The organism is Duganella sp. Root336D2, assembly GCF_001425005.1.
Lineage (GTDB): Bacteria > Pseudomonadota > Gammaproteobacteria > Burkholderiales > Burkholderiaceae_D > Rugamonas.
This window is the reverse complement of the sequence record NZ_LMDB01000012.1, coordinates 612276-638074: the sequence shown is the minus strand read 5'-3', so window position 1 is coordinate 638074 and position 25799 is coordinate 612276. Positions and strand designations below refer to the sequence as shown.

Below are 25799 nucleotides of genomic sequence, written 5' to 3'. Positions count from 1 at the left end.
ATCAATGCTCCTTGGCGTCGTCGCCGTAGTTTTCGTGCAGGCGCCATTCGATAAAGGTCTTCACTGCCAGGGTCACCAGCGCCAGCAGGGCCAGCAGCGAGGCCACGGCAAAGGCGGCGGCAAAGTTGTATTCGTTGTAGAGGATCTCGACCTGCAGCGGCATGGTGTTGGTCTCGCCGCGGATATGGCCCGACACCACCGACACCGCGCCGAACTCGCCCATGGCGCGCGCGTTGCACAGGATCACGCCGTACAGCAGGCCCCACTTGATGTTCGGCAGCGTCACGCGGAAAAAGGTCTGCCAGCCGTTTGCACCCAGCACCACGGCCGCCTCCTCTTCTTCGCTGCCCTGCGCCTGCATCAGCGGGATCAGTTCACGCGCCACGAACGGGAAGGTGATGAACACGGTGGCCAGAACGATGCCCGGAACGGCAAACAGGATCTTGATGTCGTGCTCCGCCAGCCATGGGCCGAACCAGCCCTGGGCGCCAAACAGCAGCACGTAGATCAGGCCCGAGATCACCGGCGACACGGAAAACGGCAGGTCGATCAGCGTGAGCAGCAGGCTCTTGCCGAGGAACTCGAACTTGGTGATGGCCCAGGACGCTGCCACGCCGAACACCAGGTTGAACGGCACTGCGATGGCGGCGGTCAGCAGGGTAAGCTTGATGGCGGCAATCGAATCGTCGTCCAGGATGGCGTTGGCATACACGTCCCAGCCCTTTTTCAGTGCCTCGGTGAACACGGCCACCAGCGGCACGAACAGGAACAGTGTCAGGAAAGTCAGAGCCACCGTGACCAGGGCGTAGCGCACCCAGCGCGGTTCCAGCGCATCATGGCGTTGCGGCAGTTCGCCGCGGCGTTTTTGCGTTGCAGATGCACTCATTTTGCATTCCTCCCGCGCGACCAGGCCTGCAGCAGGTTAATCGCCAGCAGCATCAGGAAAGAGGCCACCAGCATGACTACCGCGATGGCGGTAGCGCCGGCATAGTCGTACTGTTCCAGCTTGGTGATGATGAACAGCGGCGTAATCTCGGAAACCAGCGGCATATTGCCGGCGATGAAAATCACCGAGCCGAATTCGCCGGTGGCGCGGGCAAAGGCCAGCGCAAAACCGGTCAGCAGCGAAGGCAAGATGGTCGGAAAGACGACGCGGCGGAAGGTCTGGAAGGCCGAGGCGCCCAGGCTGGCAGCGGCTTCTTCCAGTTCGCGCTCGGCGTCTTCCAACACCGGCTGCACGGTACGCACCACAAAAGGCAGGCCGATGAAGGTCAGTGCCACCACCACGCCCAGCGGGGTGAAGGCGACCTTGATGCCCAGGGTGCCTTCAATAAAGCGGCCGAACCAGCCGTTGGAGGAATACAGGGCGGTCAGGGTGATGCCGGCGACTGCGGTCGGCAAGGCGAACGGCAGGTCGACCAGCGCGTCCACAATGCGCTTGCCGGGGAAATTGTAACGCACCAGCACCCACGCCACGATGCCGCCAAAGAAAACGTTCAATGCGGCGCCGATAAAGGAGGCGCCGAACGTCAGCTTGTAGGAGGCAACCACGCGCTCCGAGGTGACCGCGCTCCAGAAGCCTTCCCAGGTCATGGTGAAGGTCTTGAGGAAGATTGCCGACAGCGGGATCAGGACGATCAGCGTCAGGTACAGGATGGTGAAGCCAAGGGACAGGTTAAAGCCGGGCATCACGCGGTATGGCGCTTTGCGGGCTTTGACCTCTCCTCCCGGCGTTGCCGCCGGGGTGGGCACTGATGCAGCAACTGCAGACATGCTTGCTCCCTTATTACATTTTCGACTAACAGGAGCGCATGTTCGCATTCATGCGTTATAAACCAAACTACGCTTTTTTCATTTGCTTAGATGCCAAAACGGCAGTGGCGAGGTGTTCAGGCCACCAGTTTGGCCGCCACGGATACCAGGACGGTAGCCAGCACGCCGCGCAGGAAGCGCTCCGGCATGGAGCGTGCAAACCAGGAGCCAAGGGTAATGCCAGGCACTGAGCCCATCAGCAAGGTCAGGAGCAGCGTCCAGTCGATGGAGCCCAGCCACCAATGCCCGATAGCGGCAATCGCGGTCAGCGGCACGGCATAGGCGATGTCGGTGCCGGCTACTTCTGCCGGCGTGAGGCGGGGATACATCAGCACCAGCAGCGTAGCGCCCACGGCGCCGGCGCCGATGGAGGAAATGGTCACCAGCGTGCCGAGTACGGCACCGGCAACGATGGTGGACACTGCCAGCGCCCTGCCCTGCAGCTGCCGCTCAGGGTGGGCCAGCATCCAGGCCAGCATCTTGCCTCGGAACAGGATCGCCACCACGGTGAGCATGACGGAACCGGCGATGCAGAGGCGGATCATATGGCCAATCTGCTTGTCCAGCGCGCCGAAATACTTCAGGCCAACGGTCGCGACAACGGCCGCCGGCAAGGCGCCGAAGCAAAGCAGGCGTACGATGTCCCAGCGCACGGTGCCGCGCAAGCGATGCGCGAATGTGCCGGCGCTCTTGGTCACCGAGGCAAAGGCCAGGTCGGTGCCCACTGCCACCGAGGGTGAAACGCCGAACATCAGGGTCAGGATAGGCGTCATGAGCGAACCGCCCCCCACACCGGTCAAACCAACGAGCGCGCCTACGACAAAACCAGAAACGATGAACGACAGATCCATGCGAAATCCTTCCAAGACCCGCTAGGGTATCCAGATGCGCATGAGTTCTCAACAACGAATTCCTTATTTGCTTATAAAAAAAGCGCCCGGAGGCGCTTTCAAGAAGGAAGTAATCGTTCAGAAGGCGGTATCGAACTTCAGGTACATCGAACGGCCATTCACGCCAAACGGGCAGGTTTCCCAGCAGTACTTGAAGCCCAGTTTCGGGAAATCGCCGCCATTGGTCCACTCCGACGGGTAAGTGTCGAACAGGTTGTTGAAGCCCAAGGCCACGGTGGTTTTCTTGCTGAAGCTATAACGAATGCTCGCGTCGACGATCCACTTTGCATCCCAGGTCTGCAGCGGGCTGAAGCCCTCGCCCTGCACTTCGCCATAGTAGTTGGCGCGGGCATTCACGTTCCACTGGCCGATGGTGTAGTCAGCCGCCACAACGTGGTGCTTGCGTGGCTGGCCGCGTTCGATCAGGGTCACCTGCGCCTGGTTGAACAACTGGTCGCCGGTCAGCAGGCTGGATGGCGAATGGCGCTTGGTCACTTCGGTCTTGTTGAAGCCCAACTGGCCGGACAGCACCAGAGTCGACGAGGTGAACTTGGTGGTATGGTCGGCAACAATGTCCAGGCCCTTGGTCTTGGTATCGACCGCGTTGGTGAAGAACTGCGCCTGGCCTACGCCCAGCGGATTCAACACGTTGGCGATCGGGCCGCCACCGGCTTCCGGCGAAATCTCGCTCGAGAACACGATGCGGTCCTTGATCTTGATCTGGTACAGGTCGGCGGTCAGCGACATGTTCTTGGCTGGACGCAGCACCATGCCGATCGAGGCGTTGCGCGAAGTTTCTTCCTTCAGCGGCTTGATGCCAAGCGCGGTGGTCACGGCGCTGCCCTCGCGCGCGGTCAGGGTCTCGGTCAGCTGGCCAGCCTGGTTCAGGTTGGTCGATACCGAACTGTAGAACTTCTGCTGCACGCCCGGTGCGCGGAAGCCGGACGACACGCTGCCGCGCAGGCCGAATTCCTTGGTCGGGTCCCAGCGCGCGCTGAGCTTGCCGGTCGTCGTGTTGCCAAAGTCGGAGTACTTCTCGTAGCGCACTGCAGCAGCCAGCAGCAGGTCCTTGACCGGGTGGTATTCGGTATCCAGGAACAGGGCGATATTGTGGCGGCCCTCGTCCACCGCGGTGGCCGGGGTGTAGCCGGGGAAGCCCTGGGTGCCGGATGCAGCGACGCCGCCGGTCTGGTTGGTGATCGCGATCGCCGGGTTGTTGGTGCGGCCGTACTGGTAGGACACGGGATCGCCAGCGACGATCTGGTAGTTGTCGCGGCGGTACTCGAAGCCGGTGGCCACGAACACCTCTTCGCTGCCGAATTTGACCGGGCCCTTGATGTCGGCGTTGAAGGTGGTCTGGTTGAATTTCAGCTTGCCGGTATCGGCCTCGAACGGCGACTCGGCGTAGATGCCGCCGCCCGGTTTCGGCTCGTACCAGTAGGAGACGTTGATGGTCTGCTTCTCATGGAAATCGAGCTCGCTGCGGCCATGGTTGATGCTGATGTCGGCCTTCCAGTCGTTCGGCAGGTCGCGGCGGTAGCCGAAGGCGAACGAAGCGTCTTTCACGGTGGTGCGGATATTCGGCAGGAAGCCTTCCGGATACACGGCAGGCACGTTGCGGCCATCGCCCTTGGAGCGGAAGAAGCCCGACGAATCGCCCTTGCGCTTGGAAACGCCGCCGAAGGTGTAGAACTCACCGGCTTTGTCGACCGGCAGCGCCGCATTCCACCACAGGAAGGCATCCTTGGCATCGCTGTCGCCGATGCGCTGGGTCACGCGCGGCGGATCGACGCGCAGCGAGTCAGGGCCGGCACGGTTGGTCTCGTCGCGCTTGCGGCCTTCCAGCGACAGGTTGATGTAGCCGCCGTCTTCGCCCAGCGCCCAGCCGCGGTTCACGCTGCCGGAGATCATGTCGCCGTCGCCTTCCTTGGTGGTGCCAACCTGGCCGCTGATGGCGGTCTCGTTCACGTTCGACTTCAGCACGATGTTGATCACGCCGGCAATCGCGTCCGAGCCGTACTGGGCCGCCGCGCCATCGCGCAGCACTTCGATGTGATGGATGGCCGACAGCGGAATGGCATTGATGTCGGTACCGGCCGAACCGCGGCCGATGGTTTGCTGCACGTTAACCAGCGCCTGCTGGTGGCGGCGCTTGCCGTTCACCAGCACCAGCAGCTGGTCCGGGCCAAGCGAGCGCAGGGTCGCAGGGCGAATGATGTCGGTGCCGTCGCTGATGAAGGTGGTGGAGAAGTTGAACGACGGATCCAGCGTTTGCAGCAGCTTGCCCAGTTCCAGCGGGCCGGCCGTCTGCAGGTCCTTGGAATTGATCAGGCCGACCGGCGCGGCAGTATCGAGCGCGGTTTTGGCGGTTGCGCGCGAGCCCAGCACGACCACGGTCTGCTGTTCTTCAGCGCCGGGTTGGGCGGCGGTTTGTGCGTAAGCTTGCGAGGTGGCCAGCAAAACAGCACTGGCGATGAGGGTGCGTTTCATAGGTATTCCGATCTCTCTAACGATTTTTATTTGGTGCCGCGAAAAAATACTAACCTCGCACAATTGAACTCACAAAGAAATAATTCATTTCTGATAAGTGAATCACCTGCCAACGTTGCATGAATGGAACAGATCCAAGGCTATTGGCTTGTATTCAACCAAGTGCTACATTGTCTGCAAGCGATTCATGGGAGGAAGTGTGATGACTGATGCTCTGTTGCTGACCGACCGTTTGTGCGACCTGACCGAAATGGCCTTGCAGGCCTATACCAAGTTCGAAAAGGCCACTGTCTACTGCACCGCCAAGCACCTGGTGGCCGATTTCGAAGATGCCGGGCTGCCCCTGGCTGCATTCGATAAACTGTCGACGATCCAGGCGGCCATCCTGGCAGCCGTCGAATTCGCCCCGCCCGGCGGCAAGAACAATCCCCAATGCATCGTCGCAGCGCGCAACGAGATCGCGGCGCTGCGCGAAATGCTGAAAGAAAAAAAGCGCCCCGAGGGGCGCCTGCAAGAACATCTGCACTAGCCATTCCGGAGACCTGGTGATCTTCTCCCCTTCCTGACCGGCATAGGCGCATGCGCCGTTCCCAAAACAGTTACTTGTTCGGTTGCGGCGTAATGCGCAGGTAAGGACGCGGGGCTTTGAAGCCTGCCGGGTACTTCTGCTTGATCACTTCCGGATCCTGCACGGTGAGCGGGATGATCACGTCATCGCCATCCTTCCAATTGCCAGGGGTAGCGACGGTGTGCTTGTCCGTCAGCTGCAGGGCGTCGATTACGCGCAGCACTTCATCGAAGTTGCGGCCGGTGCTCAGCGGGTAGGTGATCTGCAGGCGCAGTTTTTTGGCCGGATCGATCACGAACAGGGAACGCACGGTAGCCGTGGCCGACTGGTTCGGGTGGATCATGTCGTACAGCTCGGCGACCTTGCGGTCGGCGTCTGCGATGATCGGGAAGCCCACCACGGTTTGCTGGGTTTCTTCGATATCCTTGATCCACTCCTTGTGCTTGTCGGCCGGGTCGACCGACAGCGCGATCGCCTTGACGTTGCGCTTGTCGAACTCCGGTTTCAGCTTGGCGGTCAGTCCAAGTTCCGTGGTGCAGACCGGCGTAAAGTCGGCCGGGTGCGAGAACAGCACGACCCAGGAATCACCTGCCCATTCATGAAACCTGATGCTGCCAATGCTGGAATCCTGCTCGAAGTCCGGCCCGGTATCGCCAAGGCGTAAACTCATTCTTTTTCTCCAATGTTAAATGTGATGCGCGCTGCGCCAGGACTTGCAGCAGGCGCTGGCCAAAACGCCAGTCGCCCAAGCCTGATTCGGCGTTGATATGTCCCAGCGCTCCGGCGTTGACGAAGTCGCTGCCCCAGCGCTGCGCCCAGGTTTCTGCGCTTTTTGCAGTCATCCATGGGTCGTTGGTACTGGCCACCATGATCGATGGGCAAGGCAGTTCCCCGTGCGGCAGCAGGGAGCTGACCTGGAACTTATCGGGATCGGCAGGCCCCACCAGCAATACCCCCGCCACGTGGGGGGAGGTTGAACGTGACAGGCTTAATGCCGTGGTGAGGCAGCCGAAACTGTGTGCAACGATGAGGGTCGGACGGCGCTCTTCATCCAGTACTTCATCCAGGCGGTCGGCCCAGCGCAGCAGGACCGGATCGCTCCAGCGCTTCTGCTCCACCCGCTCAAAGCGCGGGTACAGGCGCTGCCAGCGGGACTGCCAGTGATCGGGCCCGCTGTTATGCAGGCCTGGCGCGACCAGGACGCGGAATTGGTTCAGTTGTTGGATCGCCATGCGGCCCTCCGTTGCGTGTATTTCTCGAATTATTGGCCGGCGACTTTCGCGCCAGGCTGGTAGATCTGGTCGAACACGCCGCCGTCGGCAAAGTGCGTTTTCTGCGCGGTAGTCCAGTCGCCGGCGACGTCGGTGATCTTGAACAGCTTCACATTCGGGAATTGGGCGGCGTACTTCTTCGCTTCCTTCTCGATGCCTGGGCGGTAGTAGTTCTTGGCGATGATGGCCTGGGCCTGGTCGGTGTACAGGAAGTTCAGGTAAGCCTCGGCCACCTTGCGGGTGCCGCGCTTGTCGACCACCTTGTCGACCACGGCCACAGGCGGTTCGGCCAGGATCGAGACCGAAGGCGCTACGATTTCAACCTTGTCCGGGCCCAGCTCCTTGATCGCCAGCAGGGCTTCGTTTTCCCAGGCGACCAGCACGTCGCCGATGCCGCGCTCCACGAAGGTGGTGGTGGCGCCGCGCGCGCCGGAATCCAGCACTGGCACGTTCTTGTACAGCTTCTTCAGGAAATCGCGCGCGCTGGCATCGTTGCCGCCCGGCTGGCGCAGGGCATAGCCGTATGCGGCCAGGTGGTTCCAGCGGGCGCCGCCGGAGGTTTTGGGATTCGGGGTAATCACCGCCACGCCTGGCTTGACCAGGTCGCTCCAGTCCTTGATGCCTTTCGGGTTGCCCTTGCGGACCAGGAAGACGATGGTGGAACTGTAGGGGGTGGCGTTATGGGGCAGGCGTTTTTGCCAATCCTTGTTGACCAGGCCGCGCTCGGCGACTGCGTCGATATCGTAGGCCAGTCCCAGGGTCACCACGTCGGCTTCCAGGCCGTCGATCACGGCGCGCGCCTGCTTGCCCGAGCCGCCGTGCGACTGCTTGATCTTCACGTTGTCGCCGGTCTTGGCCTTCCATTCCTTGGCAAAGGCGGCGTTGACGTCCTGGTACAGCTCGCGGGTCGGGTCGTAGGAGACGTTGAGCAAGCTCACGTCGGCTGCTTGCGCCACTGCGGCAGTGGCGAACAAGGCAGCGGCAATCAGTTTCCTGGACAGCATCTGGTTTCCCCTTTTTTGTTTGGAGATGCCAGATTAACCGCCCCTTATATAAATACGAACGAATACTTTCGACGTTCGTTATACCGGAAAGTAATTAAAAGAAGCGATTGACCAGTACGACCAGCCAGGTCGCACCCGAAAGAAGGGAGGCGAGCAGCACGGCGGCGCTGCCAAAATCCTTGGCGTTCTTGGACAGCGGGTGGCGCTCCAGCGAGACACGGTCCACCACTGCTTCAATTGCAGAGTTGATCAGTTCGACGATCAGTACGATCACCATGCTGCCGATCAGCACCAGCTTCTGGAAAGCAGAAACCGGCAGCAGGAGGGCAGCGATGGTGCCAATGACGAATACGACCAGTTCCTGGCGGAAGGCATGCTCGGAACGGATGGCGGTCTGCAAGCCTGCGAGGGAGTAAAAAAAGGCCGAGTAAATACGCTTCAGGCCGCTCTTGCTTTTAAATTCACTAGTAGGTTCCATGGACACGGATTATAGCGACAGAATTCCCATTTTTTTCACATCATGGTATAAATAAGTCTGCCTATACTGCACTGCACCAACCACATCATGAAAAGCGAAACCCTGCCCCCGCAGGAGCCGAAAACGACGATCCAGGTCATCGACCGTATGACGGCCCTGCTTGACGCCCTGGCGAATTATCCGGATCCGGTCAGCCTGAAGGAACTGTCGAAAGTCTCGGGCCTGCATCCCTCCACTGCCCACCGCATCCTGAACGACTTGGTGGTGACGCGCTTTGTCGACCGCGTTGAGCCTGGCACCTACCGCCTCGGCATGCGCCTGCTGGAACTGGGCAATGTGGTGAAAAGCCGCCTGTCCGTGCGCGAAGCTGCGCTCGATTCGATGCGCGCCCTGCACAAGAAGACGCAGCAAACCATCAACCTGTCGGTGCGCCAGGGCGACGAGATCGTCTACATTGACCGCGCCTACTCCGAGCGTTCGGGCATGCAGGTGGTGCGCGCCATCGGCGCCCGCGGCCCTCTGCACCTGACATCGACCGGCAAACTGTTCCTGTCGGTGGACGAACCGAAGGCCATCCGCGCCTATGCCACCCGCACCGGCCTGGCCGGCCACAACAAGAATTCGATTACCGACCTGGCGCGCCTGGAACGCGAGCTGAGCCTGGTACGTGCACGCGGCTATGCGCGCGATAATGAGGAACTGGAACTGGGAGTGCGCTGCATGGCAGCCGGCATCCGTGACGATTCCGGCAAACTGGTGGCAGGCTTGTCGATTTCCGCGCCGGCGGACCGGCTGCAGGATGACTGGCTGGAAGACCTGGTCAATACCGCCAACCAGATCTCCGCAACCCTGGGTTACATACCCGAGTAAGACTGGGCGCTGGTGCTGGCGCCGCTGACATTTTCACCGAAGGTTGGCTTGAGCGCGGCCAGCCACTTCTTCATGCGGGTCGCGTCGGCAACGCGCGCCGCGGAACCCTTGGCATCCAGCAGCACCATGATCACAGCGCGCCCTTCCACCATTGCCTGCATGATCATGCAACGGCCAGCTTCATTGATGAAGCCGGTTTTCTGCAGGCCGATTTCCCAGCCCGAGTTCGGCGCCACCAGGCGGTTGGTGGTGCCAAAGGTGACAGGACGTCCGCTGTTTTCCACCACGGCTTTCGGGTCGGTCGAGAATTCGCGCAGGATCGGGTGTTCGTAGGCAGCCTGCACCAGCTTGGCCAGGTCGCGTGCGCTGGCCACATTCATCTTGGACAGGCCGCTCGAATCGACATAGTGCGTATCGTTCATGCCCAGCGATTGCGCTTTCTCGTTCATCGCCTGCACGAAAGCCGGCAAGCCGCCCGGATAGTTGCGGCCCAGGGCCGACGCGGCGCGGTTTTCCGAGCTCATGAGGGCAATGTGCAGCATATTGCGACGGGTCAGGTGGTCGCCCACCTTCAGGCGCGAGGAACTGAATTTCTCGCGGTCGACGTCTTCGTCGGTAACGGTCAGCACTTCATCGAGGTCCTGGTTGGCTTCCACCACCACCAGGCCGGTCATCATCTTGGTGATCGATGCGATCGGCAAAGCCACGCCAGCGTTCTTTTCGAACAGGATTTCAGAATTGGCCTGGTCGAGGACCAGGGCCACATTGGATTTCAGGTCGAGCGGATCACGCACCAGGTTCAGCCCGGCGAGGTCGCCCATGGTCGGACGGCTGACGTCAGGCACCTTGGTCACGCGCTGGTAAACGATCTTGTTGCGGCCACGCACACTGATCGTGCGCTTGACCATCTGGGATTTCGTTACCGGGGCGGCGTAACGGGTACCAGCTTTCTTGACGGCCGCTTGTGCAGATCCCATTGACGCCGATGCGCAAAGCAAGGACACAAGCACGCTGATAGCAAGTTTGTTCATTCGTCATTCCCCGGTGTGAAACAGCTGAATCGCTAGTTGCAGTGTAGCAAAACCAGATTCCTGCGCAAGCTAAATCAAACTTTTCTTCACCAATGTTTTCAGCCTCGCAATACACAATTCCCATAGTGACGCGACGCTGCAACGAAAGCTTGTTCACTCCATAAATTTAACAAATTTGGCAATCGGCTCGCGCTCGGTTACCAGCGTATTTTCAATTTTGCCACTATCGGCGAATCCAAGCGACATCCCGCATACAACAGTTTCGCTGGCCGGCAGGCCCAGCACCTCGCTGATGATGCGGTGATACTGGGTGAAGGCAGCCTGCGGGCAGGTATCGAGGCCGCGGCCACGCGCCGCGACCATGATATTTTGCAAAAACATCCCGTAATCGAGCCAGGAGCCCTGCTCCATGATGCGCTCGATGGTGAAGATCATGCCCACCGGCGCATCGAAGAATTCAAAATTGCGCCCATGCTGGGCGGCCATGCCGGCCTTGTTTTCACGAGTCAGGCCCAGCAGGGAGTACAGGTCCCAGCCCACTTTGCGGCGGCGGTCGATGTAAGGCGACACCCATTCGCGCGGGTAGTAAGCGTATTCCTCGCGATGCAGCTTGTTCTGCTCCGGATCGGCATAGGCGGCCAGGATTCTGGAGGACAAGGCTTCCTTCATGGCGCCGGTCAGCACATAGACATTCCAGGGCTGGGTGTTGGTGCCGGAAGGCGCGCGCGACGCCACTTCCAGGATGGCTTCGACATCCTCGCGCGGCACCGGGGTGGGCTGGAAAGCGCGGATCGAACGGCGCGAGGTAATGGCCGCGTCGACGGCCTGCTGTGCTGGGGAGCTGATCATGATTGTGGCCTATTTGGGTTGCTTAATCACAAATATTACTCCAATCACCGCCAGCGCCATACCGGCAATGCCCATCCCGTTCAGGACTTCGCCAAACATTGCCCAGGCCATCAGCGCGGTGGTTGGCGGCGTAAGATAGAGCAGGCTTGTGACCTGGGTCGCGTCGCTGCGACGAATCAGCGCAAACAGGAGGAAGATTGCACCGATGGACAAGGCGAGCACCGACCAGGCCCAGGCGCCAAAGAATTGCGGCACCCATTGGACCGAGCCCATATCTTCCAGCAGCAGGGCAAACGGCAACACGGCGGCAAAGGATGCGGCGAACTGGATCACGGTACCCGTCCGCAGGTCGAATTGAGGGCAGAAACGCTTTTGATAAAGCGTTCCCGCAGTAATCGACAGGAGTGCGAACACTGCCAACGCGATCGCCTGCCAACTGAGGCCAAGCAAGGTGATCTTCGCGTACACCACCAGGGCCACGCCGCTGATGCCAAACAGCAGGCCCAGCCATTGGCGCGGGCGTACCCGCTCGCCGACCAATGGCGCCGCAAAGGCGGTCAGGATCGGCTGCATGCCGACCACCAGGGCCGACAAGCCGGCCGGCATGCCTATCTTGATGGCGCACCAGACGCCGCTCAGGTAGCCCGCTTGCAGCAGCAGGCCGGCCAGCGCCACATGGCCCACCTTCCCTTTTGGCCATGGCGCGCGCAGCAGCAGCACGGCGGGCAACAGGATCGCCAGCACGCCAAGGAAACGCAGCAGCAGGAAGGTCAGCGGCGGAGCATACGGCAGGCCGTAGCGGGCCACGATAAAGCCGGTACTCCAGAGGAAAACGAAGAACAGCGGGATGGGGGAAAAGAGCGAGCGCATGCGGCGATTCTAGCATCGGGCGCCAATACCCTGCTTGGCAGCAATACCTATGATTTTTCTAGCCAGAAACCCTTTACTGACAATAAGTTAGTTAGTTTGTGCAACGCACAAAAACTGCTTGACTTTGATTCCTGAACCCGGATAATCGTCTTTGTTGCGTTGCACAATGCGTTGTTTTCCGTTGCAGAAACATCAAGTTCCAACGACTAAATTCACTTATTTGGAGAGTCCAATGTTTGCGATTCCTGAGCAGTTTTCTAATGCCACCAAGGCAAACTTCGAAAGCCAATTCGCACTCTTTTCTTCGCTGACCAACAAAGCCTTCGAAGGCGTTGAGAAGTTCGTCGACCTGAACATCACCGCTGCCAAGGCATCGCTGGAAGAATCGTCGGCCGCAACCCGTCAGTTGCTGTCGGCCAAGGACCCGCAAGAGTTCTTCACGCTGTCCGCTGCCCAGGCCCAGCCAGTCGCCGAAAAAGCCATCGCTTACAGCCGTCACCTGGCATCGATCGCTTCCGGCACCGGCGCTGAATTCAGCAAGGCCGCCGAATCCCAGATCGCCGAGACCAACCGCAAGGTAATCTCGCTGGTTGACGAAGTGAGCAAAAACGCCCCGGCCGGCAGCGAAAGCGCCGTCGCCCTGTTCAAGTCTGCCCTGAACAATGCCAATGCCGGTTACGAGCAATTCACCAAGAGCGCCAAGGCTGCTGCTGAAACCTTCGAAGCCAATGTGAATGCTGCAGTGAACCAATTCAGCACTGTTGCCGCCAACGGCAAGAAGCAGTAATTGATCCCCCCGCCGGTCCCAGTGGCCGGCAGAAGCAACGCTGTACGCAGGTCTCCTCGGCATCCGTGGTTTCCTCTCAGCGGGTGTCCTTCCCGAGCCCCGGCATTGTCCGGGGCTTTTTTTGAGGTCTAGTTTACATTTCATCTAAAACGAGATAATCTGTCTTGATGATGAAACGAACTTCCGAGCAGCAGCACCTGCTGGAGCAGATGAAACAGGTGGCCGACGGGCTTGGCCGTACGCTGGCGCCCTTCACTGAAGTGGTGCTGCATGACCTGCTCGATCCTGGCCATGCCGTGCTGGCGATCCATAACAACCTCTCCGGCCGCGCGGTCGGCGCGCCGGCGACGGAGCTGGGATTGGCGCGAATTGCCGATCCGGGCTTCCCGCAAGTGCTGGCCAACTACCCGAACACCTTTCCAGACGGCCGTCCCGCCAAGAGCACCTCGGTCGGCATCAAGGACAGCGAAGGCCAGTACATCGCCGCGCTCTGCATGAACGTCGACCTGAACCTGTTCCGCAGCCTGCAAGCGATGCTGGGCCAGTTCAGCAATGTCGACCCTGCCGCCGCAGTGATCGAGTCGCTTGCCCCGGCCGCCGGCGCCGACGCGATCCGCGCACATATCGAACAATTCGCTGCACGCCTGTCCACCACGCCGCGCGCGCTGAAAGCGGATGACCGCCGCGCCCTGGTGCGCGAACTGGGCGACGCCGGTTTGCTGGAGATGCGCCGCTCGATGGAAATCATCGCCGCCCATCTGGGCGTGTCCCGCGCCACGGTCTACAACTATGCAAAATAACGACGCCCGCCTGCTGCTGCTGGACCGCGATGCGGTCGCCGCGCTGCTACAGCCCGACGAGGTGCACGCTGCCGTACGCGAAGCCTTTTCCTTGCACGCTGCGCGCGCCGCACGCGTCTTCCCGTTGGTGCGTGAAGAGCTGCCGGGCAGCGCGGTATTCGGCATCAAATCAGGCGACGTGCCTTCGCAGGAACTGCTTGGCTTCAAGGCCGCCGGCTTCTGGCCCGCAAATCGCGAAGCGGGAGGCGAAGCGCATCAGGCCACCATCATGCTGATCGACCCGCGCAGCGGGCGCCCATTGTGCATCGCCGACGGCAACGCAGTGACGACCGCGCGCACAGCTGCCGCCGGCGCGCTCGGGCTGCAACTGCTGGCGCGCGCCGATAGCGAGCAGCTGTGCATATTTGGCACCGGCGTGCAGGCACGCGGGCACGTGGAATACGCGCTGCATGCCCTGCCCTCGCTCAAACGCGTGCGTTACGTGACTTCGGATGGCCTGCAGGCGCCCGCGTTCGAGGCGCTGTTCAACGGCCGCTGCGATACAGCGCTTGCGGGAGGCGCTGGTACCGCTGGCGCCGATGCAGCGGTTGCAGCGTCGGATGTGATCATCACCGCAACGCCAGGCCACAGCGTGTTGTTCAGCGCCGATGCGGTACGCGCAGGGACGCACATCAACGCCGTAGGCGCGGACACGCAAGGCAAGCGCGAACTACCTGCGGGCCTGCTGGAGCGCGCGCGCGTATGGGCCGACGACCTGCCACAGGCGCGCCATATCGGCGAACTGCAATGGGCCAATGAACTGCCTGCAGCGGAACTTGGCGAACTGCTTGCCGCCAGCGCGGGCGCAACGCCGCGCGCGGCCGGCGACATCACGATTTTTGATATGACGGGCATCGCCCTGCAGGACCTCACCACGGTGCGCATGCTGTACCAGCGCGCCCTCGCCAACAACATCGGCCAGGATATCGCCTGGCCCTGGTAAGCAAGGAGAACCATGAGTATCACTTTCGAAGACATCGTCGCAGCAGCCGCCCGCATCGAGGGCCACGCCCACCGCACGCCGGTGCTCACCTCCCGCACCGCCAATGAGGAACTGGGCGCGGAGATTTTCTTCAAGGCCGAGAACATGCAGCGCATGGGCGCCTTCAAGTTCCGCGGCGGCTTCAATGCCCTTTCGCGTTTCAATGAGGCGCAGCGCAAGGCCGGCGTGGTGGCTTTCTCGTCCGGCAACCACGCGCAGGCCATTGCGCTGTCGGCCAAGCTGCTTGGCATCCCTGCCACGATCATCATGCCGGAGGACGCGCCAGCATCGAAGATAGCGGCCACGCGCGGCTACGGCGGCAATGTCGTGACGTATGACCGCTACAAGGAAGACCGCGAAGCCATCGGCCGCAGGCTCGCCGAGGAAAAGGGCATGACCCTGATCCCGCCTTATGATCATGCCGACGTGATCGCAGGCCAGGGCACGGCCGCCAAAGAGCTGTTCGAGGAAGTGGGTGAACTGGATTATTTCTTCGTCTGCCTGGGCGGCGGCGGCCTGCTGTCTGGCTCTGCGCTGGCGACACGCGCGCTGTCGCCAAGGTGCAAGCTGTACGGCGTGGAGCCGGAGGCCGGTAACGACGGCCAGCAATCGTTCCGCAGCGGCGCGATCGTGCATATCGATACGCCAAAGACGATTGCCGACGGCGCACAGACGCAGCACCTTGGCTCGCTCACCTTCCCCATCATCAAGCGCGACGTCGACGACATCCTGACCGTCAGCGATGCGGAACTGGTGGACGCCATGCGCTTCTTTGCTTCGCGCATGAAGATCGTAGTCGAACCGACCGGCTGCCTGGGCTTCGCAGCCGCGCGCAAGATGAAGGAAGCATTGCGCGGCAAGCGCGTCGGTGTGTTGATCAGCGGCGGCAACATCGATATCGAGCGCTTCGCCGCCCTGCTCGCGTAATCCGGCCCGGCAGTACTACTCTCCCAGGTAGGCTGCCTTGACGCGCGGGTCGTGCAGCATGTCCTGCGCGTTGCCGGTCATGGTGACCGCGCCGGACTCCATCACATAGCCGCGGTTGGCAGCCTGCAGCGCCAGCTTGGCGTTCTGCTCCACCAGCAGGACGGTGATGCCTTGCTGGTGCACGTCGCGGATCACTTCGAAAATTTTCTCGACCATGATAGGCGACAGGCCCATCGACGGCTCGTCCAGCAGCAGCAGGTGCGGATGGCACATCAGCGCACGCGCCATGGCCAGCATCTGCTGTTCGCCGCCGGACAGGGTGCCCGCCAGCTGCGCGGCACGTTCTTTCAGGCGCGGGAATACGCCAAACCATTTCTCGATGTCGGCTGCAATCGCCGCCTTGTCGTTCATGGTGTAGGCGCCCATCATCAGGTTCTCGGTGATGGTCATGCGGGTGAATACGCCGCGGCCTTCAGGCACCATGGCCAGCTTCTTCTCCACCAGGTGGAAGGACTGCGAGCCTTTCAGCGACTGGCCCATATACGACACGGTGCCCTCCACTTTGCATGGAGGCAGGGTGCCGGTGATGGCCTTCAGCGTGGTGGTCTTGCCAGCGCCGTTGGCGCCGATCAGCGTTACCAGTTCGCCCTGGTTGACTTCCAGGTCGATGCCCTTGACTGCCTTGATGCCGCCATACGCGACCTTCAGGCCCGAAATTTTCAGAACATTGGCGCCCATCAGTGCGCTCCTCCCAGATAGGCTTCAATCACTGCTTTATTGCTTTGGATCTCGGCTGGCAAGCCTTCGGCAATCAGCTTGCCGTATTCCAGCACGCTGATGCGGTCGCACAGGCCCATCATCAGCTTCACATCGTGCTCGATCAGCAGCACGGTCTTGCCTTCGTTCTTGATCTTGACCAGCAGCTCGCGCAGGGCCAGCTTTTCGGTCGCGTTCATGCCGGCAGCCGGTTCGTCCAGCGCCAGCAGCTGCGGATCGGTGGCCAGGGCGCGGGCGATTTCCAGGCGGCGCTGGTCGCCGTACGACAGGTATTTGGAAGTGCGGCTGGCAAACTGGCCGATGCCGACGAAGTCCAGCAGTTCCTGCGCGCGCTTGCGGATTGCCGCCTCCTCTTCACGTGCAGCCTTGTGGCGGAAGATGGCGCCGAACACCCCCTGGTGCGAGCGCACGTGGCGGCCCACCATCACGTTTTCCAGGGCGGTCATTTCGCCGAACAGGCGGATATTCTGGAAGGTGCGGGCTATGCCAGCCCTGGCCACGGCGTGCGGGGCCGAGGGAGAATACGGCTTGCCAGCCAGTTCGAAGGTACCGGTGTCCGGCTGGTACAAGCCGGTGATCACGTTGAAGAAGGTGGTCTTGCCGGCGCCGTTCGGACCGATCAAGCCGTAGATCTGGCCTTGGTTGATCTTGATGCGCACATCGGTCAGCGCCTGCAGGCCGCCGAAACGTTTGTTGACGCCTTCGATATTCAGGATTACTTGTTCGCTCATCTCTACTAACCTCATGCCGCCATTACGCCGGTCGACTGGCCTTTGGAGTCCGAGTCCGCATCCGGACGCTCTTCATGCTTGGGCGAAGGCCACAGGCCGGCCGGACGGCTCAGCATGGTCCCCACCAGCGCAATACCGAACAGGCCTTGGCGCAGCACTTCCGCTTCAAGGATCACCTGGCCGAACAGCTTTTGCTGCAACGGCTCCACCGTGTGACGCAGCACTTCGGGCAGGGCCGCCAGCAGTACGCCGCCGAGCACGACGCCGGGGATATGTCCAATGCCACCCACCACGACCATCGCCAGGACCACGATCGATTCCATCAGCGAGAACGATTCAGGCGATACGAAGCCCTGGAACGATGCAAACATGGCGCCCGAGACGCCGCCGAAAGTCGCGCCCATCGAGAATGCGAGCAGCTTTACGTTGCGGGTATTGATGCCCATCGCCTTGGCCGCAATTTCGTCTTCACGGATCGCCACCCAGGCGCGCCCCAGGCGGGAGTGCTGCAGGCGCGACGTGATGAACACGGTCGCAATGGTCAGCAGCAGGAACAGGAAATAGTAGGCATTCACCGAAGGCATCGAGAAGCTGCCGATGAACACCGTGGCGCGCGAGCCCGGTTCGCCCGCCAGGTTCACGCCAAATACGCGGATCGGGTCGATCATGTTGATGCCCTGCGGACCGTTGGTGATGTTGACCGGATCGTTCAGGTTGTTCATGAAGATGCGGATGATCTCGCCAAAGCCGAGCGTGACGATCGCCAGGTAGTCGCCGCGCAGCTTCAGGGTCGGCGCCCCCAGTAGCGCGCCGAAAACGCCTGCCAGTGCGGCGGCCAGCGGCACGATTACCCATACCGACAGGTGGATGCCGTTGCTGCGGATATCCTCGCCCAGCATGGCCGCCAGCGCTTCGCCGAATGCGGGATTCATGTTGATCACGGATTCCAGCACGGTGGCAAATTGCGGCGATGCCAGCAAGGCGGTCAGGTAGGCGCCGATCGCGTAAAACGCGATATAGCCCAGGTCCAGCAGTCCGGCAAAGCCCACCACGATGTTCAGGCCAACGGCCAGCATGATGTAGAGCAGCGCCAGGTCAGCGATGCGCACCCACGAATTACCGAAAGGCGCGGCGGCAAACGGGAAGACAATCAGCACCGCCAGCAGCAGCGCCATGCTGATGTAGGCCTGCTTCGGATTATTTCGTACGTCGAATTTCAGCATTGTCAGCTCCTCATCAGGCGCGGTCGGCCACGCGTTCACCCATGATGCCGGACGGACGCACCGTCAGGACCAGGATCAGCACCACGAAGGCGAAGATGTCCTGGTAGTGCGAACCGAGCAAGCCGCCGGTCCAGTCGCCAATGTAGCCGGCGCCCATCGATTCAATAATTCCCAGCACAAGGCCGCCGATCATGGCGCCATAGATATTGCCGATCCCTCCCAGCACCGCTGCGCAAAACGCTTTCAGGCCCGGCATGAAGCCCATGGCGAAACCGATGGAAGCATAGTTGGCGCCCCACATCACGCCTGCAACGGCGGCCAGCCCGGCACCGATGGCAAAGGTCGACACAATCACGCGATTGGAATCGACGCCCATCAAGCCGGCAACCCGCGGGTTTTCCGCGACAGCACGCATGGCGCGGCCCATCCGGGTCTTTTCGACCAGCATGACCAGGCCAAACATCGACAAGGCAGCCAGCACCAGCAGCAATACCTGGGTCACCGTGATGACAGCGCCGCTGATCATGATCGGCTCGGTTGGCAGCAGCTGCGGGAATGCCAGCGGGTTGCGGCCCCAGTATTTCATCGCGAAGGTTTGCAGCAGGATCGAAACACCAATGGCGGTAATCAGGGGCGCCAGGCGCGGAGCATTGCGCAGGCGGCGATAGGCGACGCGTTCGATCAGCATGTTCACCAGCATGCAGGCCGGGATTGCCCCGATGATGGCAATGCCCAGTTGCAGGTAGCCTGGCAGCTCCGGCGCGTGCACGCCCAGCAAATTCAGGATGGAGAGGCCGATCATCGCGCCAATCATCAGCACGTCGCCGTGGGCGAAGTTAATCAGGTTCAGCACGCCGTACACCATCGTATAACCGAGGGCCACCAGCGCATACATACTGCCCAGCACCAGGCCGTTAAGAATTTGTTGGATAAAGGTATCCATCGTATGCCCTTAATAACTATAAAAAACGGCACCCAAGGTTGCCCTCGTGGTGCCGCCGTTTGGAAGCGTTCGCCATAATAGCGAGGTTTCCGGAAAACTAATCGTGGAAAATCCACGTTTTACCGAATTATCACTCGATGCCGTTGTTTTTCCCGCCATCCAGGCCTTTTGGCAGGGGGAAAGTGACCGCCTCTTCCACGCCGTCCAGGGTGCGCACGCTCTTCGCGCCCAGCTCTTTCAGGCGGTTGATGACCGCATCGACCAGCACTTCCGGCGCCGAAGCGCCAGCCGTCACACCCACGCGCAGCTTGCCTGCCAGCCAGGCCGGATCGATCTGGGCCGCATTGTCCACCATATAGGCCGGGGTGCCCTTCTTCTCGGCCACTTCGCGCAGGCGGTTCGAATTGGAGCTGTTCGGCGAGCCGACCACGATCACCACTTCCACCTGCGGCGCCATGAATTTCACGGCTTCCTGGCGGTTGGTGGTGGCGTAGCAGATGTCGCCTTTTTTCGGCTCAATAATATTCGGGTATTTTGCCTTAAGGGCTTCGATGATTTGTGCCGTATCATCCACGGAAAGTGTCGTTTGCGACACATAGGCCACCTGGTCCGGGTTTTGGACCTGCAGGCCGGCCACGTCTTCCACCGTTTCGACCAGGTACATGCCCTCATCGGTCTGGCCCATGGTGCCTTCGACTTCCGGATGGCCGTCATGGCCGATCATGATGATCTCGCAGCCCTGCTTGCGCATCTTGGCCACTTCCACGTGAACCTTGGTCACCAGCGGGCAGGTCGCATCGAAGATCGACAGACCGCGCGCTTCCGCTTCGGCGCGCACGGCTTTCGATACGCCGTGGGCGGAGAACACCAGGGTATTGCCGGACGGGACATCATCCAGCTCTTCAATGAAGATGGCGCCCTTGGCGCGCAAGTCTTCCACCACATAGGCGTTGTGCACGATTTCGTGGCGCACATAGATCGGCGCGCCGAACTGCTGCAGCGCGCGTTCGACGATCTCGATGGCGCGGTCCACGCCGGCGCAGAAGCCGCGCGGCTGGGCGAGGAGGATTTCTTTGTCCATGTTCTTTTACAGCACAGAGATAAGGTTCACTTCAAACTTCACCGGCTGGCCGGCCAGCGGGTGGTTGAAGTCGAAGATGGCGACGTCGTCGCGCAGTTCGCGCAGCACGCCGGCAAAGCGGCCGCCTTTCGGCGCGTTGAAGTCGACCAGGTCGCCGATCTTGTATTCATTGTCAGGATCGGAGTTTTCTTCCAGCGTAGCGCGGGACACGGCTTGCACCAGGTCCGGGTTGCGCGGGCCGAAGCCTTCGCCCGGGGCCAGTTCAAACACCTTGTGCGTGCCTTCCGGCAGGCCGATCAGCAGCGCTTCCAGGTTCGGCGCCAACTGGCCCTGGCCCAGCATCAAGGTGGCCGGGTTGCCTTCGAAGGTGGAAACGATATTGATGCCATCCATGGAGGCAAGGCGGTAATGCAGGGTGAGGTAGGCCGAAGCGGTGACAACGTTAGACATGGAAACAACTCTGGTGACAGGCAAAACGCTATTGTAAGCCATCGGGAGGCGTGCGGCGCAGCGCCGCCCCGCCCCACCTGCGCAAAACCTGAGCCAACGCAAATTGACCTTCCCTGCCGGGCCGGATAATGGGCGACGGAGGTGACCATGGCGATTTCAGACTGGCCAGAACAACTGCGCCCACGCGAACGATTGTTAAAAGCCGGGCCGCAAGCCCTGTCCGATGCCGAACTGCTGGCGGTTTTCCTGCGGGTGGGCATCCCCGGCAAGGATGCGGTAGCGCTGGCGACCGAGCTGCTGGGCCGCTTCGGCTCGCTGCGCACCCTGATCCACGCCAGCCGTGCCGATTTCACGGCCGTACCCGGCCTGGGCGCGGCCAAATACGCCCAGCTGCAGGCTGTTGTCGAACTGGCACGCCGCGCGATTGCGGAGGAATTGAGCTCCGGCGAGGCATTGTCCTCGCCGCACGCGGTGAAAGACTTCCTGCGCCTGTCGCTGGCGGGCCAACCCTATGAATCCTTCCACGTCCTGTTCCTGGACGTAAAAAACCGTTTGATCGAAGCCTGCGAATTGTTTCGCGGCACCCTGACCCATACCAGCGTGTATCCGCGCGAAGTGGTGCGGGAAGCGCTGGCGCGTAACGCCGCTGCCGTCATGCTGGCCCATAACCACCCGTCCGGATCACCCGCCCCGAGCGAATCGGATGTCCTCCTGACGAGGGCACTGGTGCAGGCGCTGGCCCTGGTGGATATACGGATCCTTGACCACTTCGTGGTAGCGGGCCACCAGGTGCATTCCTTCGCCGAACATGGGCAAATCTAATTGTTAAATTTTGAGTTAATGTATGACACAATTGTTTTTCGCAAGTGCTTGAAAAACTTGGGAAATTTCCATATACTCTTGTTTTTCCAATTTCGGAAGTAATTCAAGGAGTGTGCCATGGCACGTGTTTGCCAAGTAACTGGGAAGAAGCCGATGGTCGGCAACAATGTTTCCCACGCAAACAACAAAACCAAGCGTCGTTTCCTGCCTAACCTGCAGAACCGTCGTATTTTTGTTGAATCTGAAAACCGCTGGGTCTCCCTGCGTCTGTCCAACGCCGGTCTGCGCGTAATCGACAAGGTCGGCATCGACGCCGTCCTGGCCGACATGCGTGCACGTGGCGAGAAAGTTTAATAGGGAGCTGAATCATGGCAAAAACTGGCCGCGACAAGATCAAGCTGGAATCGACCGCAGGTACTGGTCACTTCTACACCACTACCAAAAACAAGCGCACCATGCCTTCCAAAATGGAAATCATGAAGTTCGATCCTAAAGCACGCAAGCACGTGATGTACAAGGAAACCAAGATCAAGTAATTGATCCTGGCTCGAACAAAAAACCGCCCCTCGGGGCTAATGCCGTTCAGTTAAGACTGAACGGCATTTTTCGTTTTGGGGTGTTGTAAACGTCATCACATGCTGTTAACCTCGGTTGCACATGCTCGACGACACCCTTCATTTTCTGGCCAATGCAATCGAGGCGCCCAACTGGCGGCGCCTGGGGGAACACCTTCCCTACGAGTGGGTGGCCGAAGCTGTCGAGTATACGGGCAAAGCCAGTGTCCGGCATCGGCGCTTGCCGGCAGAGCAAGTGGTGTGGCTAGTGATCGCGCTGGCACTTTATCGGCATCAATCGATAGGCGAAGTGGTCGATGAACTTGATTTGGCGTTGCTGGATGCCGACACGCCGTTCGTTTGCAAGAGTGCGGTTGCGCAGGCGCGTCAGAGACTTGGTGCAGAGCCTTTGCATTGGCTCTTCATCACAGCAGCTCACGCTTGGAGCGCACAAGATGCCAAGCACTGTCTATTCAAAGGGCTGAGTCTTTTCGCCATGGATGGCACCACGTTGCGTACAGCGGATAACCCCGACACCCGCGCGCATTTTGGCGCTCAGGGTTATGCCAGTGGCGCCGTGGCAAGCTATCCTCAGGTACGCGGTGTGACGCTTACTTCGATCCCGTCACATATCATCGCTGATGCCGCCTTCGGGCCTTATGGAATCAATGAAATGCTCTATGCGAAGACTTTGCTCGAGCAGGTTCCGGATGATTCGTTGACGGTGTTTGATAAGGGCTTTCTGGCAGCGGAGATTTTGTGCCAATTGACCGCCAAGGGAAGCAATCGGCATTTCCTTATTCCAGCAAAAAGCAACAGCAAGTGGGAGGTCTTAAGCGGCACTGCGGACGATGCCATCGTCCAGATGCGCGTATCGCAACAAGCGCGGGCCAAGTGCCCAGAGCTCCCTCCATTCTGGCAGGCGCGCGCCGTCACCGTCATCGACAGCAACGCGCGCAAGAGAATTCTATTGACGTCGCTCACCGATCGTCGCCGCTTCAAGGCAGCCGATATCGCAGCCTGTTACGCGCGCCGCTGGCAAGTCGAAACTAGCTACCGGGAGCTAAAGCAAACAATGCTGGGGACAGCATTGACCTTGCGCAGCCGTACCATTGAAGGCGTCTACCAAGAGATATGGGGGGCGCTTATCGCGTACAACCTGATTCGGCTGGAAATGAGCAAGGCAGCTTTGGCGGCCAACAGCGAACCCACCGCTATCAGCTTTGTACGCGCTTTCCACGCTATTCAATATGAGCTGCATTGGGCCGCGGTCACCAAAGCACAAGGCAAATTGCCGGCCTTACTGCAACGACTACGCCAGCGCTTAATAGACCTGCACAATGAACAACGGCCCGGTGGTTCGCACGACCGGGCCGTTAAAGCCCTACCTCAACGCTATGCAGTCAAAGTTCTCAAAAGAGATCTTAACTGAACGGCATTAGCCCCTCCGGGCGGTTTTTTTATTGGCAGCCGTCTTCTGTTTGCAGCTGTATGCGCTTGCCGGCGTGAATTTCCTTGACTTTTCCGTCAACCATTACGTAGCGGATGGCCAGTTCGCGGTCGCCCGTTTCCACCATCAGCCAGTCGGCATGCTGGGGATGCGGCTTTACCGCGTCGCCATACACGCGCTGCAGCTTGGATGCCGGATCCCCGATCCGCACGCCGCGTTCGGTGCCATAGCCACTCGACACGTCGACACGCGCCACCACCTTTTTCACGAAGGTCACTTCAACGTTCGGGTAACGCTTGGAGCGCGCCACGCGACACACCTTGTTTTCAGTGATCATCGAGTCCGGTTCCAGGCCGCCAAAGGTCTTGCCCAGGTTCTCGTATTGGGCGCCCACCTTGTACGGACCCAGACCATCCGGTTTAATGACCCAGTTCGGCCCGGCCTGGGCACTTCCCGCCAGCGTCATTGCCAACGACAAAATCCACCACTTCACAGCAGCCTCCTTAAAATATTTACTCATGGAAACAGCATACTCTTAAGAGTGAAGTCACGCCAACACGAATTGCGGGCCATCCCATCCATACGGGCCATCCGCCGCGCCGGATGCGCGACACTGGCGGTCTCGCCGCGCGTGACCTGCACCGCCTCGGCCTTCCAGGCCGTAGCCGACAGGATAGCCGTAGCGTAAAAGTCGCGGCAGGCATTGCAATGGCAATGCGCGTGCGCCGCAGGCTCGCCCCGAAGTTAGAACGCGGCAACGCCGCACATGCATTCGGCCGTCGAGGTTCCAGTCATTCGTCCTCCCAAAAACAAAACGGCCCCGAAGGGCCGTCTTATTGAAAGGTCGATCCGGCTTACGCGTAGCTGCGCAGGCGCATCGAGAACTCTTGCAGGGACTTGATGCCGGACGCTTCAGCGCGCTCGCACCAGTCTTGCAGCCTCTGCACCAGCTCTTCGCGGGACAGTTGCGAACGCTCCCACAGCACGCCAAGTTCCACGCGCATATTGTGCATGGTTTCCAGCGCCTTCGAGTGCTGGAACAGTTCCACCAGCTGCTGCTTCTGCGGGGCTTCCAGCTTGCCTGGTTCGCGCTGCAGCAGCTTGCGCGAAGACTTCAGGAAGCGCGTTTCGAGCTGCGGCTTGTCCTTCAGCTGCGCCAGTTCTTCTTTCCAGGCGTGCTTGACGGACTTGGCATACTTGGCCATGACGTCGTAGCGGTTGGCGATCACCGATTGCAGGGTTTCGAAATCAGCCTTCACCTTGGCCGGGTCAAACTTGGGCTTCGGAGGCATCTTCTTCACTTTGGCCAGGCCGATCATTTCCATGGCGCGGATATAGCCCCAGCCGATATCGAACTCATACCACTTGGACGACAGCTTGGCCGAAGTCGCATAGGTGTGGTGGTTGTTGTGCAGTTCTTCGCCGCCGATGATGATGCCCCAAGGGATGATGTTGGTCGCCGCATCGGAGCAGTCGTAGTTGCGGTAGCCCCACCAGTGGCCGATGCCGTTGATGATGCCGGCGGCGGTTACTGGGATCCACAGCATCTGCACGGCCCACACGGTAATGCCCTTGGCGCCGAACAGGATGAAGTCGAGGATCAGCAACAGCGCCACGCCCTGCCAGGAGAAGCGGGTGTACAGGTTCTTTTCGATCCAGTCGTCAGGCGTGCCATGGCCGTACTTCTCCATGGTTTCCTTGTTCTTCGATTCAGCGCGGTACAGCTCGGCGCCTTCCCAGAACACTTTCTTGATGCCCTTGGTAACCGGGCTATGCGGATCTTCTTCGGTATCGCACTTGGCGTGGTGCTTGCGGTGGATGGCAGCCCATTCCTTGGTCACCTGGCCGGTGGTCAGCCACAGCCAGAAACGGAAGAAATGCGAAGGGATCGCGTGCAGTTCCAAAGCACGGTGCGCCTGGTGGCGGTGCAGGAAGATCGTCACGCTGGCGATGGTGATGTGGGTCAGGATCAGCGTCACGCCAACCGTTGCCCAGGCACTGATGCCGGTCACGCCATTGCTGATGAAATCGAGAACTGCGCTTAAATCCATTACAACTCCATTTGAGGTACTCCGAATAGGCGCAATTGTACGCGCATTC

The 25799-nt window shown here is 60.5% G+C and carries 29 protein-coding genes and 1 pseudogene; 10 read left to right on the top strand and 20 right to left on the bottom strand.

The genetic code is table 11. From position 1 onward, the window contains the following. Position 1: 1 nt before the first annotated feature. From cysW to ASD07_RS13035, 4 genes are all read right to left on the bottom strand, one after another. A complete protein-coding gene (gene cysW / locus ASD07_RS13050; protein WP_055930489.1) occupies positions 2–886 on the bottom strand; it encodes a sulfate ABC transporter permease subunit CysW in 885 nt (294 codons plus the stop codon). Continuing rightward, on the bottom strand, positions 883–1773 hold the full coding sequence (gene cysT / locus ASD07_RS13045) for a sulfate ABC transporter permease subunit CysT (RefSeq protein WP_082507289.1): 891 nt from the start codon (positions 1771–1773) through the stop codon (positions 883–885). Before cysT ends, cysW begins: the two co-directional genes overlap by 4 nt. Before the next feature lie 116 nt (positions 1774–1889). Next, positions 1890–2663: a sulfite exporter TauE/SafE family protein gene (locus ASD07_RS13040; RefSeq protein ID WP_055930484.1), complete on the bottom strand. Its 774-nt coding sequence runs from the start codon at positions 2661–2663 to the stop codon at positions 1890–1892. A 117-nt stretch (positions 2664–2780) separates the two neighbouring features. After that, positions 2781–5192 carry a TonB-dependent siderophore receptor gene (locus ASD07_RS13035; protein WP_055930482.1) on the bottom strand — a complete coding sequence of 804 codons (2412 nt, stop codon included), beginning with the start codon at positions 5190–5192 and terminating at the stop codon, positions 2781–2783. A 202-nt stretch (positions 5193–5394) separates the two neighbouring features. Here ASD07_RS13035 and ASD07_RS13030 point away from each other — a divergent pair, with 202 nt between their 5' ends. Beyond that, positions 5395–5721, top strand: coding sequence for a hypothetical protein (locus ASD07_RS13030; protein ID WP_055930479.1), 327 nt, complete (start codon positions 5395–5397; stop codon positions 5719–5721). A 70-nt stretch (positions 5722–5791) separates the two neighbouring features. Here ASD07_RS13030 and ASD07_RS13025 read toward each other — a convergent pair whose 3' ends face one another. The 4 genes from ASD07_RS13025 to ASD07_RS13010 all read right to left on the bottom strand — a co-directional run bounded on the left by ASD07_RS13025 (position 5792) and on the right by ASD07_RS13010 (position 8513). Beyond that, a complete protein-coding gene (locus tag ASD07_RS13025; protein WP_055930476.1) occupies positions 5792–6430 on the bottom strand; it encodes a peroxiredoxin in 639 nt (212 codons plus the stop codon). Continuing rightward, positions 6357–6992 carry an alpha/beta hydrolase gene (locus tag ASD07_RS13020; protein ID WP_082507288.1) on the bottom strand — a complete coding sequence of 212 codons (636 nt, stop codon included), beginning with the start codon at positions 6990–6992 and terminating at the stop codon, positions 6357–6359. Before ASD07_RS13020 ends, ASD07_RS13025 begins: the two co-directional genes overlap by 74 nt. 29 nt (positions 6993–7021) lie before the next feature. After that, positions 7022–8035 carry a sulfate ABC transporter substrate-binding protein gene (locus ASD07_RS13015; RefSeq protein ID WP_055930473.1) on the bottom strand — a complete coding sequence of 338 codons (1014 nt, stop codon included), beginning with the start codon at positions 8033–8035 and terminating at the stop codon, positions 7022–7024. Positions 8036–8129: 94 nt separating this feature from the next. Further along, positions 8130–8513 carry a diacylglycerol kinase gene (locus tag ASD07_RS13010; protein WP_055930470.1) on the bottom strand — a complete coding sequence of 128 codons (384 nt, stop codon included), beginning with the start codon at positions 8511–8513 and terminating at the stop codon, positions 8130–8132. Positions 8514–8600: 87 nt separating this feature from the next. On the opposite strand from ASD07_RS13010, the gene ASD07_RS13005 reads away from it, so the two are divergent. Further along, positions 8601–9383: an IclR family transcriptional regulator gene (locus tag ASD07_RS13005; RefSeq protein ID WP_055930467.1), complete on the top strand. Its 783-nt coding sequence runs from the start codon at positions 8601–8603 to the stop codon at positions 9381–9383. On the opposite strand, the gene ASD07_RS13000 is transcribed toward ASD07_RS13005, so the two are convergent. From ASD07_RS13000 to ASD07_RS12990, 3 genes are all read right to left on the bottom strand, one after another. Then, on the bottom strand, positions 9368–10414 hold the full coding sequence (locus tag ASD07_RS13000; RefSeq protein ID WP_055930464.1) for a serine hydrolase: 1047 nt from the start codon (positions 10412–10414) through the stop codon (positions 9368–9370). The genes ASD07_RS13005 and ASD07_RS13000 overlap by 16 nt on opposite strands. Positions 10415–10567: 153 nt before the next feature. Further along, complete coding sequence (locus ASD07_RS12995) at positions 10568–11263, bottom strand: nitroreductase (RefSeq protein WP_055930461.1); 696 nt, start codon at positions 11261–11263, stop codon at positions 10568–10570. A 9-nt stretch (positions 11264–11272) separates the two neighbouring features. Further along, complete coding sequence (locus ASD07_RS12990) at positions 11273–12133, bottom strand: DMT family transporter (RefSeq protein WP_055930458.1); 861 nt, start codon at positions 12131–12133, stop codon at positions 11273–11275. A 232-nt stretch (positions 12134–12365) separates the two neighbouring features. On the opposite strand from ASD07_RS12990, the gene ASD07_RS12985 reads away from it, so the two are divergent. From ASD07_RS12985 to ASD07_RS12970, 4 genes are all read left to right on the top strand, one after another. Beyond that, positions 12366–12920, top strand: a complete 555-nt coding sequence (locus ASD07_RS12985) for a phasin family protein (protein WP_055930455.1) — start codon at positions 12366–12368, stop codon at positions 12918–12920. Positions 12921–13087: 167 nt separating this feature from the next. Beyond that, positions 13088–13720 (top strand): transcriptional regulator, encoded by a 633-nt coding sequence (locus tag ASD07_RS12980; protein WP_055930452.1) that lies wholly within the window; start codon positions 13088–13090, stop codon positions 13718–13720. Beyond that, the gene (locus ASD07_RS12975; protein WP_055930449.1) at positions 13710–14702 is read left to right on the top strand and encodes an ornithine cyclodeaminase family protein; all 993 of its coding nucleotides are present in this window, start codon (positions 13710–13712) and stop codon (positions 14700–14702) included. The genes ASD07_RS12980 and ASD07_RS12975 overlap by 11 nt, the downstream gene beginning before the upstream one ends. A 12-nt stretch (positions 14703–14714) precedes the next feature. After that, positions 14715–15668, top strand: a complete 954-nt coding sequence (locus tag ASD07_RS12970) for a threo-3-hydroxy-L-aspartate ammonia-lyase (RefSeq protein WP_055930445.1) — start codon at positions 14715–14717, stop codon at positions 15666–15668. Between the two features lie 15 nt (positions 15669–15683). Here the strand turns inward: ASD07_RS12970 and ASD07_RS12965 are convergent, their stop codons facing one another. The 6 genes from ASD07_RS12965 to ASD07_RS12940 form a co-directional block, all read right to left on the bottom strand. Continuing rightward, positions 15684–16406 (bottom strand): ABC transporter ATP-binding protein, encoded by a 723-nt coding sequence (locus ASD07_RS12965; protein WP_055930442.1) that lies wholly within the window; start codon positions 16404–16406, stop codon positions 15684–15686. After that, positions 16406–17176, bottom strand: coding sequence for an ABC transporter ATP-binding protein (locus tag ASD07_RS12960; protein ID WP_055930439.1), 771 nt, complete (start codon positions 17174–17176; stop codon positions 16406–16408). The genes ASD07_RS12965 and ASD07_RS12960 overlap by 1 nt, the downstream gene beginning before the upstream one ends. Positions 17177–17187: 11 nt before the next feature. After that, positions 17188–18399, bottom strand: a complete 1212-nt coding sequence (locus tag ASD07_RS12955) for an ABC transporter ATP-binding protein (RefSeq protein ID WP_055930436.1) — start codon at positions 18397–18399, stop codon at positions 17188–17190. 13 nt (positions 18400–18412) lie between these two features. Continuing rightward, positions 18413–19342 (bottom strand): branched-chain amino acid ABC transporter permease, encoded by a 930-nt coding sequence (locus ASD07_RS12950; RefSeq protein ID WP_055930433.1) that lies wholly within the window; start codon positions 19340–19342, stop codon positions 18413–18415. 130 nt (positions 19343–19472) lie between these two features. Beyond that, positions 19473–20423 carry a 4-hydroxy-3-methylbut-2-enyl diphosphate reductase gene (gene ispH / locus ASD07_RS12945; RefSeq protein ID WP_055930430.1) on the bottom strand — a complete coding sequence of 317 codons (951 nt, stop codon included), beginning with the start codon at positions 20421–20423 and terminating at the stop codon, positions 19473–19475. Between the two features lie 6 nt (positions 20424–20429). After that, a complete protein-coding gene (locus ASD07_RS12940) occupies positions 20430–20873 on the bottom strand; it encodes a peptidylprolyl isomerase (protein WP_055930427.1) in 444 nt (147 codons plus the stop codon). Between the two features lie 147 nt (positions 20874–21020). On the opposite strand from ASD07_RS12940, the gene radC reads away from it, so the two are divergent. From radC to ASD07_RS12920, 4 genes are all read left to right on the top strand, one after another. Further along, on the top strand, positions 21021–21695 hold the full coding sequence (gene radC, locus ASD07_RS12935) for a DNA repair protein RadC (RefSeq protein WP_055930424.1): 675 nt from the start codon (positions 21021–21023) through the stop codon (positions 21693–21695). A 117-nt stretch (positions 21696–21812) separates the two neighbouring features. After that, a complete protein-coding gene (gene rpmB / locus ASD07_RS12930; RefSeq protein ID WP_008451488.1) occupies positions 21813–22049 on the top strand; it encodes a 50S ribosomal protein L28 in 237 nt (78 codons plus the stop codon). Between the two features lie 11 nt (positions 22050–22060). Continuing rightward, positions 22061–22231 (top strand): 50S ribosomal protein L33, encoded by a 171-nt coding sequence (gene rpmG / locus ASD07_RS12925; protein WP_028101815.1) that lies wholly within the window; start codon positions 22061–22063, stop codon positions 22229–22231. Between the two features lie 121 nt (positions 22232–22352). After that, entirely contained in the window at positions 22353–23681 is a 1329-nt protein-coding gene (locus ASD07_RS12920; RefSeq protein ID WP_055930420.1) for an IS4 family transposase, read from the top strand. 28 nt (positions 23682–23709) lie between these two features. On the opposite strand, the gene ASD07_RS12915 is transcribed toward ASD07_RS12920, so the two are convergent. The 3 genes and pseudogenes from ASD07_RS12915 to ASD07_RS12910 all read right to left on the bottom strand — a co-directional run bounded on the left by ASD07_RS12915 (position 23710) and on the right by ASD07_RS12910 (position 25750). Next, the gene (locus ASD07_RS12915; protein ID WP_156397987.1) at positions 23710–24192 is read right to left on the bottom strand and encodes a hypothetical protein; all 483 of its coding nucleotides are present in this window, start codon (positions 24190–24192) and stop codon (positions 23710–23712) included. A gap of 23 nt (positions 24193–24215) precedes the next feature. Then, a pseudogene (locus ASD07_RS30140) lies at positions 24216–24404 on the bottom strand (hypothetical protein); the annotation flags it as partial. Positions 24405–24553: 149 nt separating this feature from the next. After that, the gene (locus tag ASD07_RS12910) at positions 24554–25750 is read right to left on the bottom strand and encodes a fatty acid desaturase (protein WP_055930413.1); all 1197 of its coding nucleotides are present in this window, start codon (positions 25748–25750) and stop codon (positions 24554–24556) included. Positions 25751–25799 lie beyond the last annotated feature (49 nt).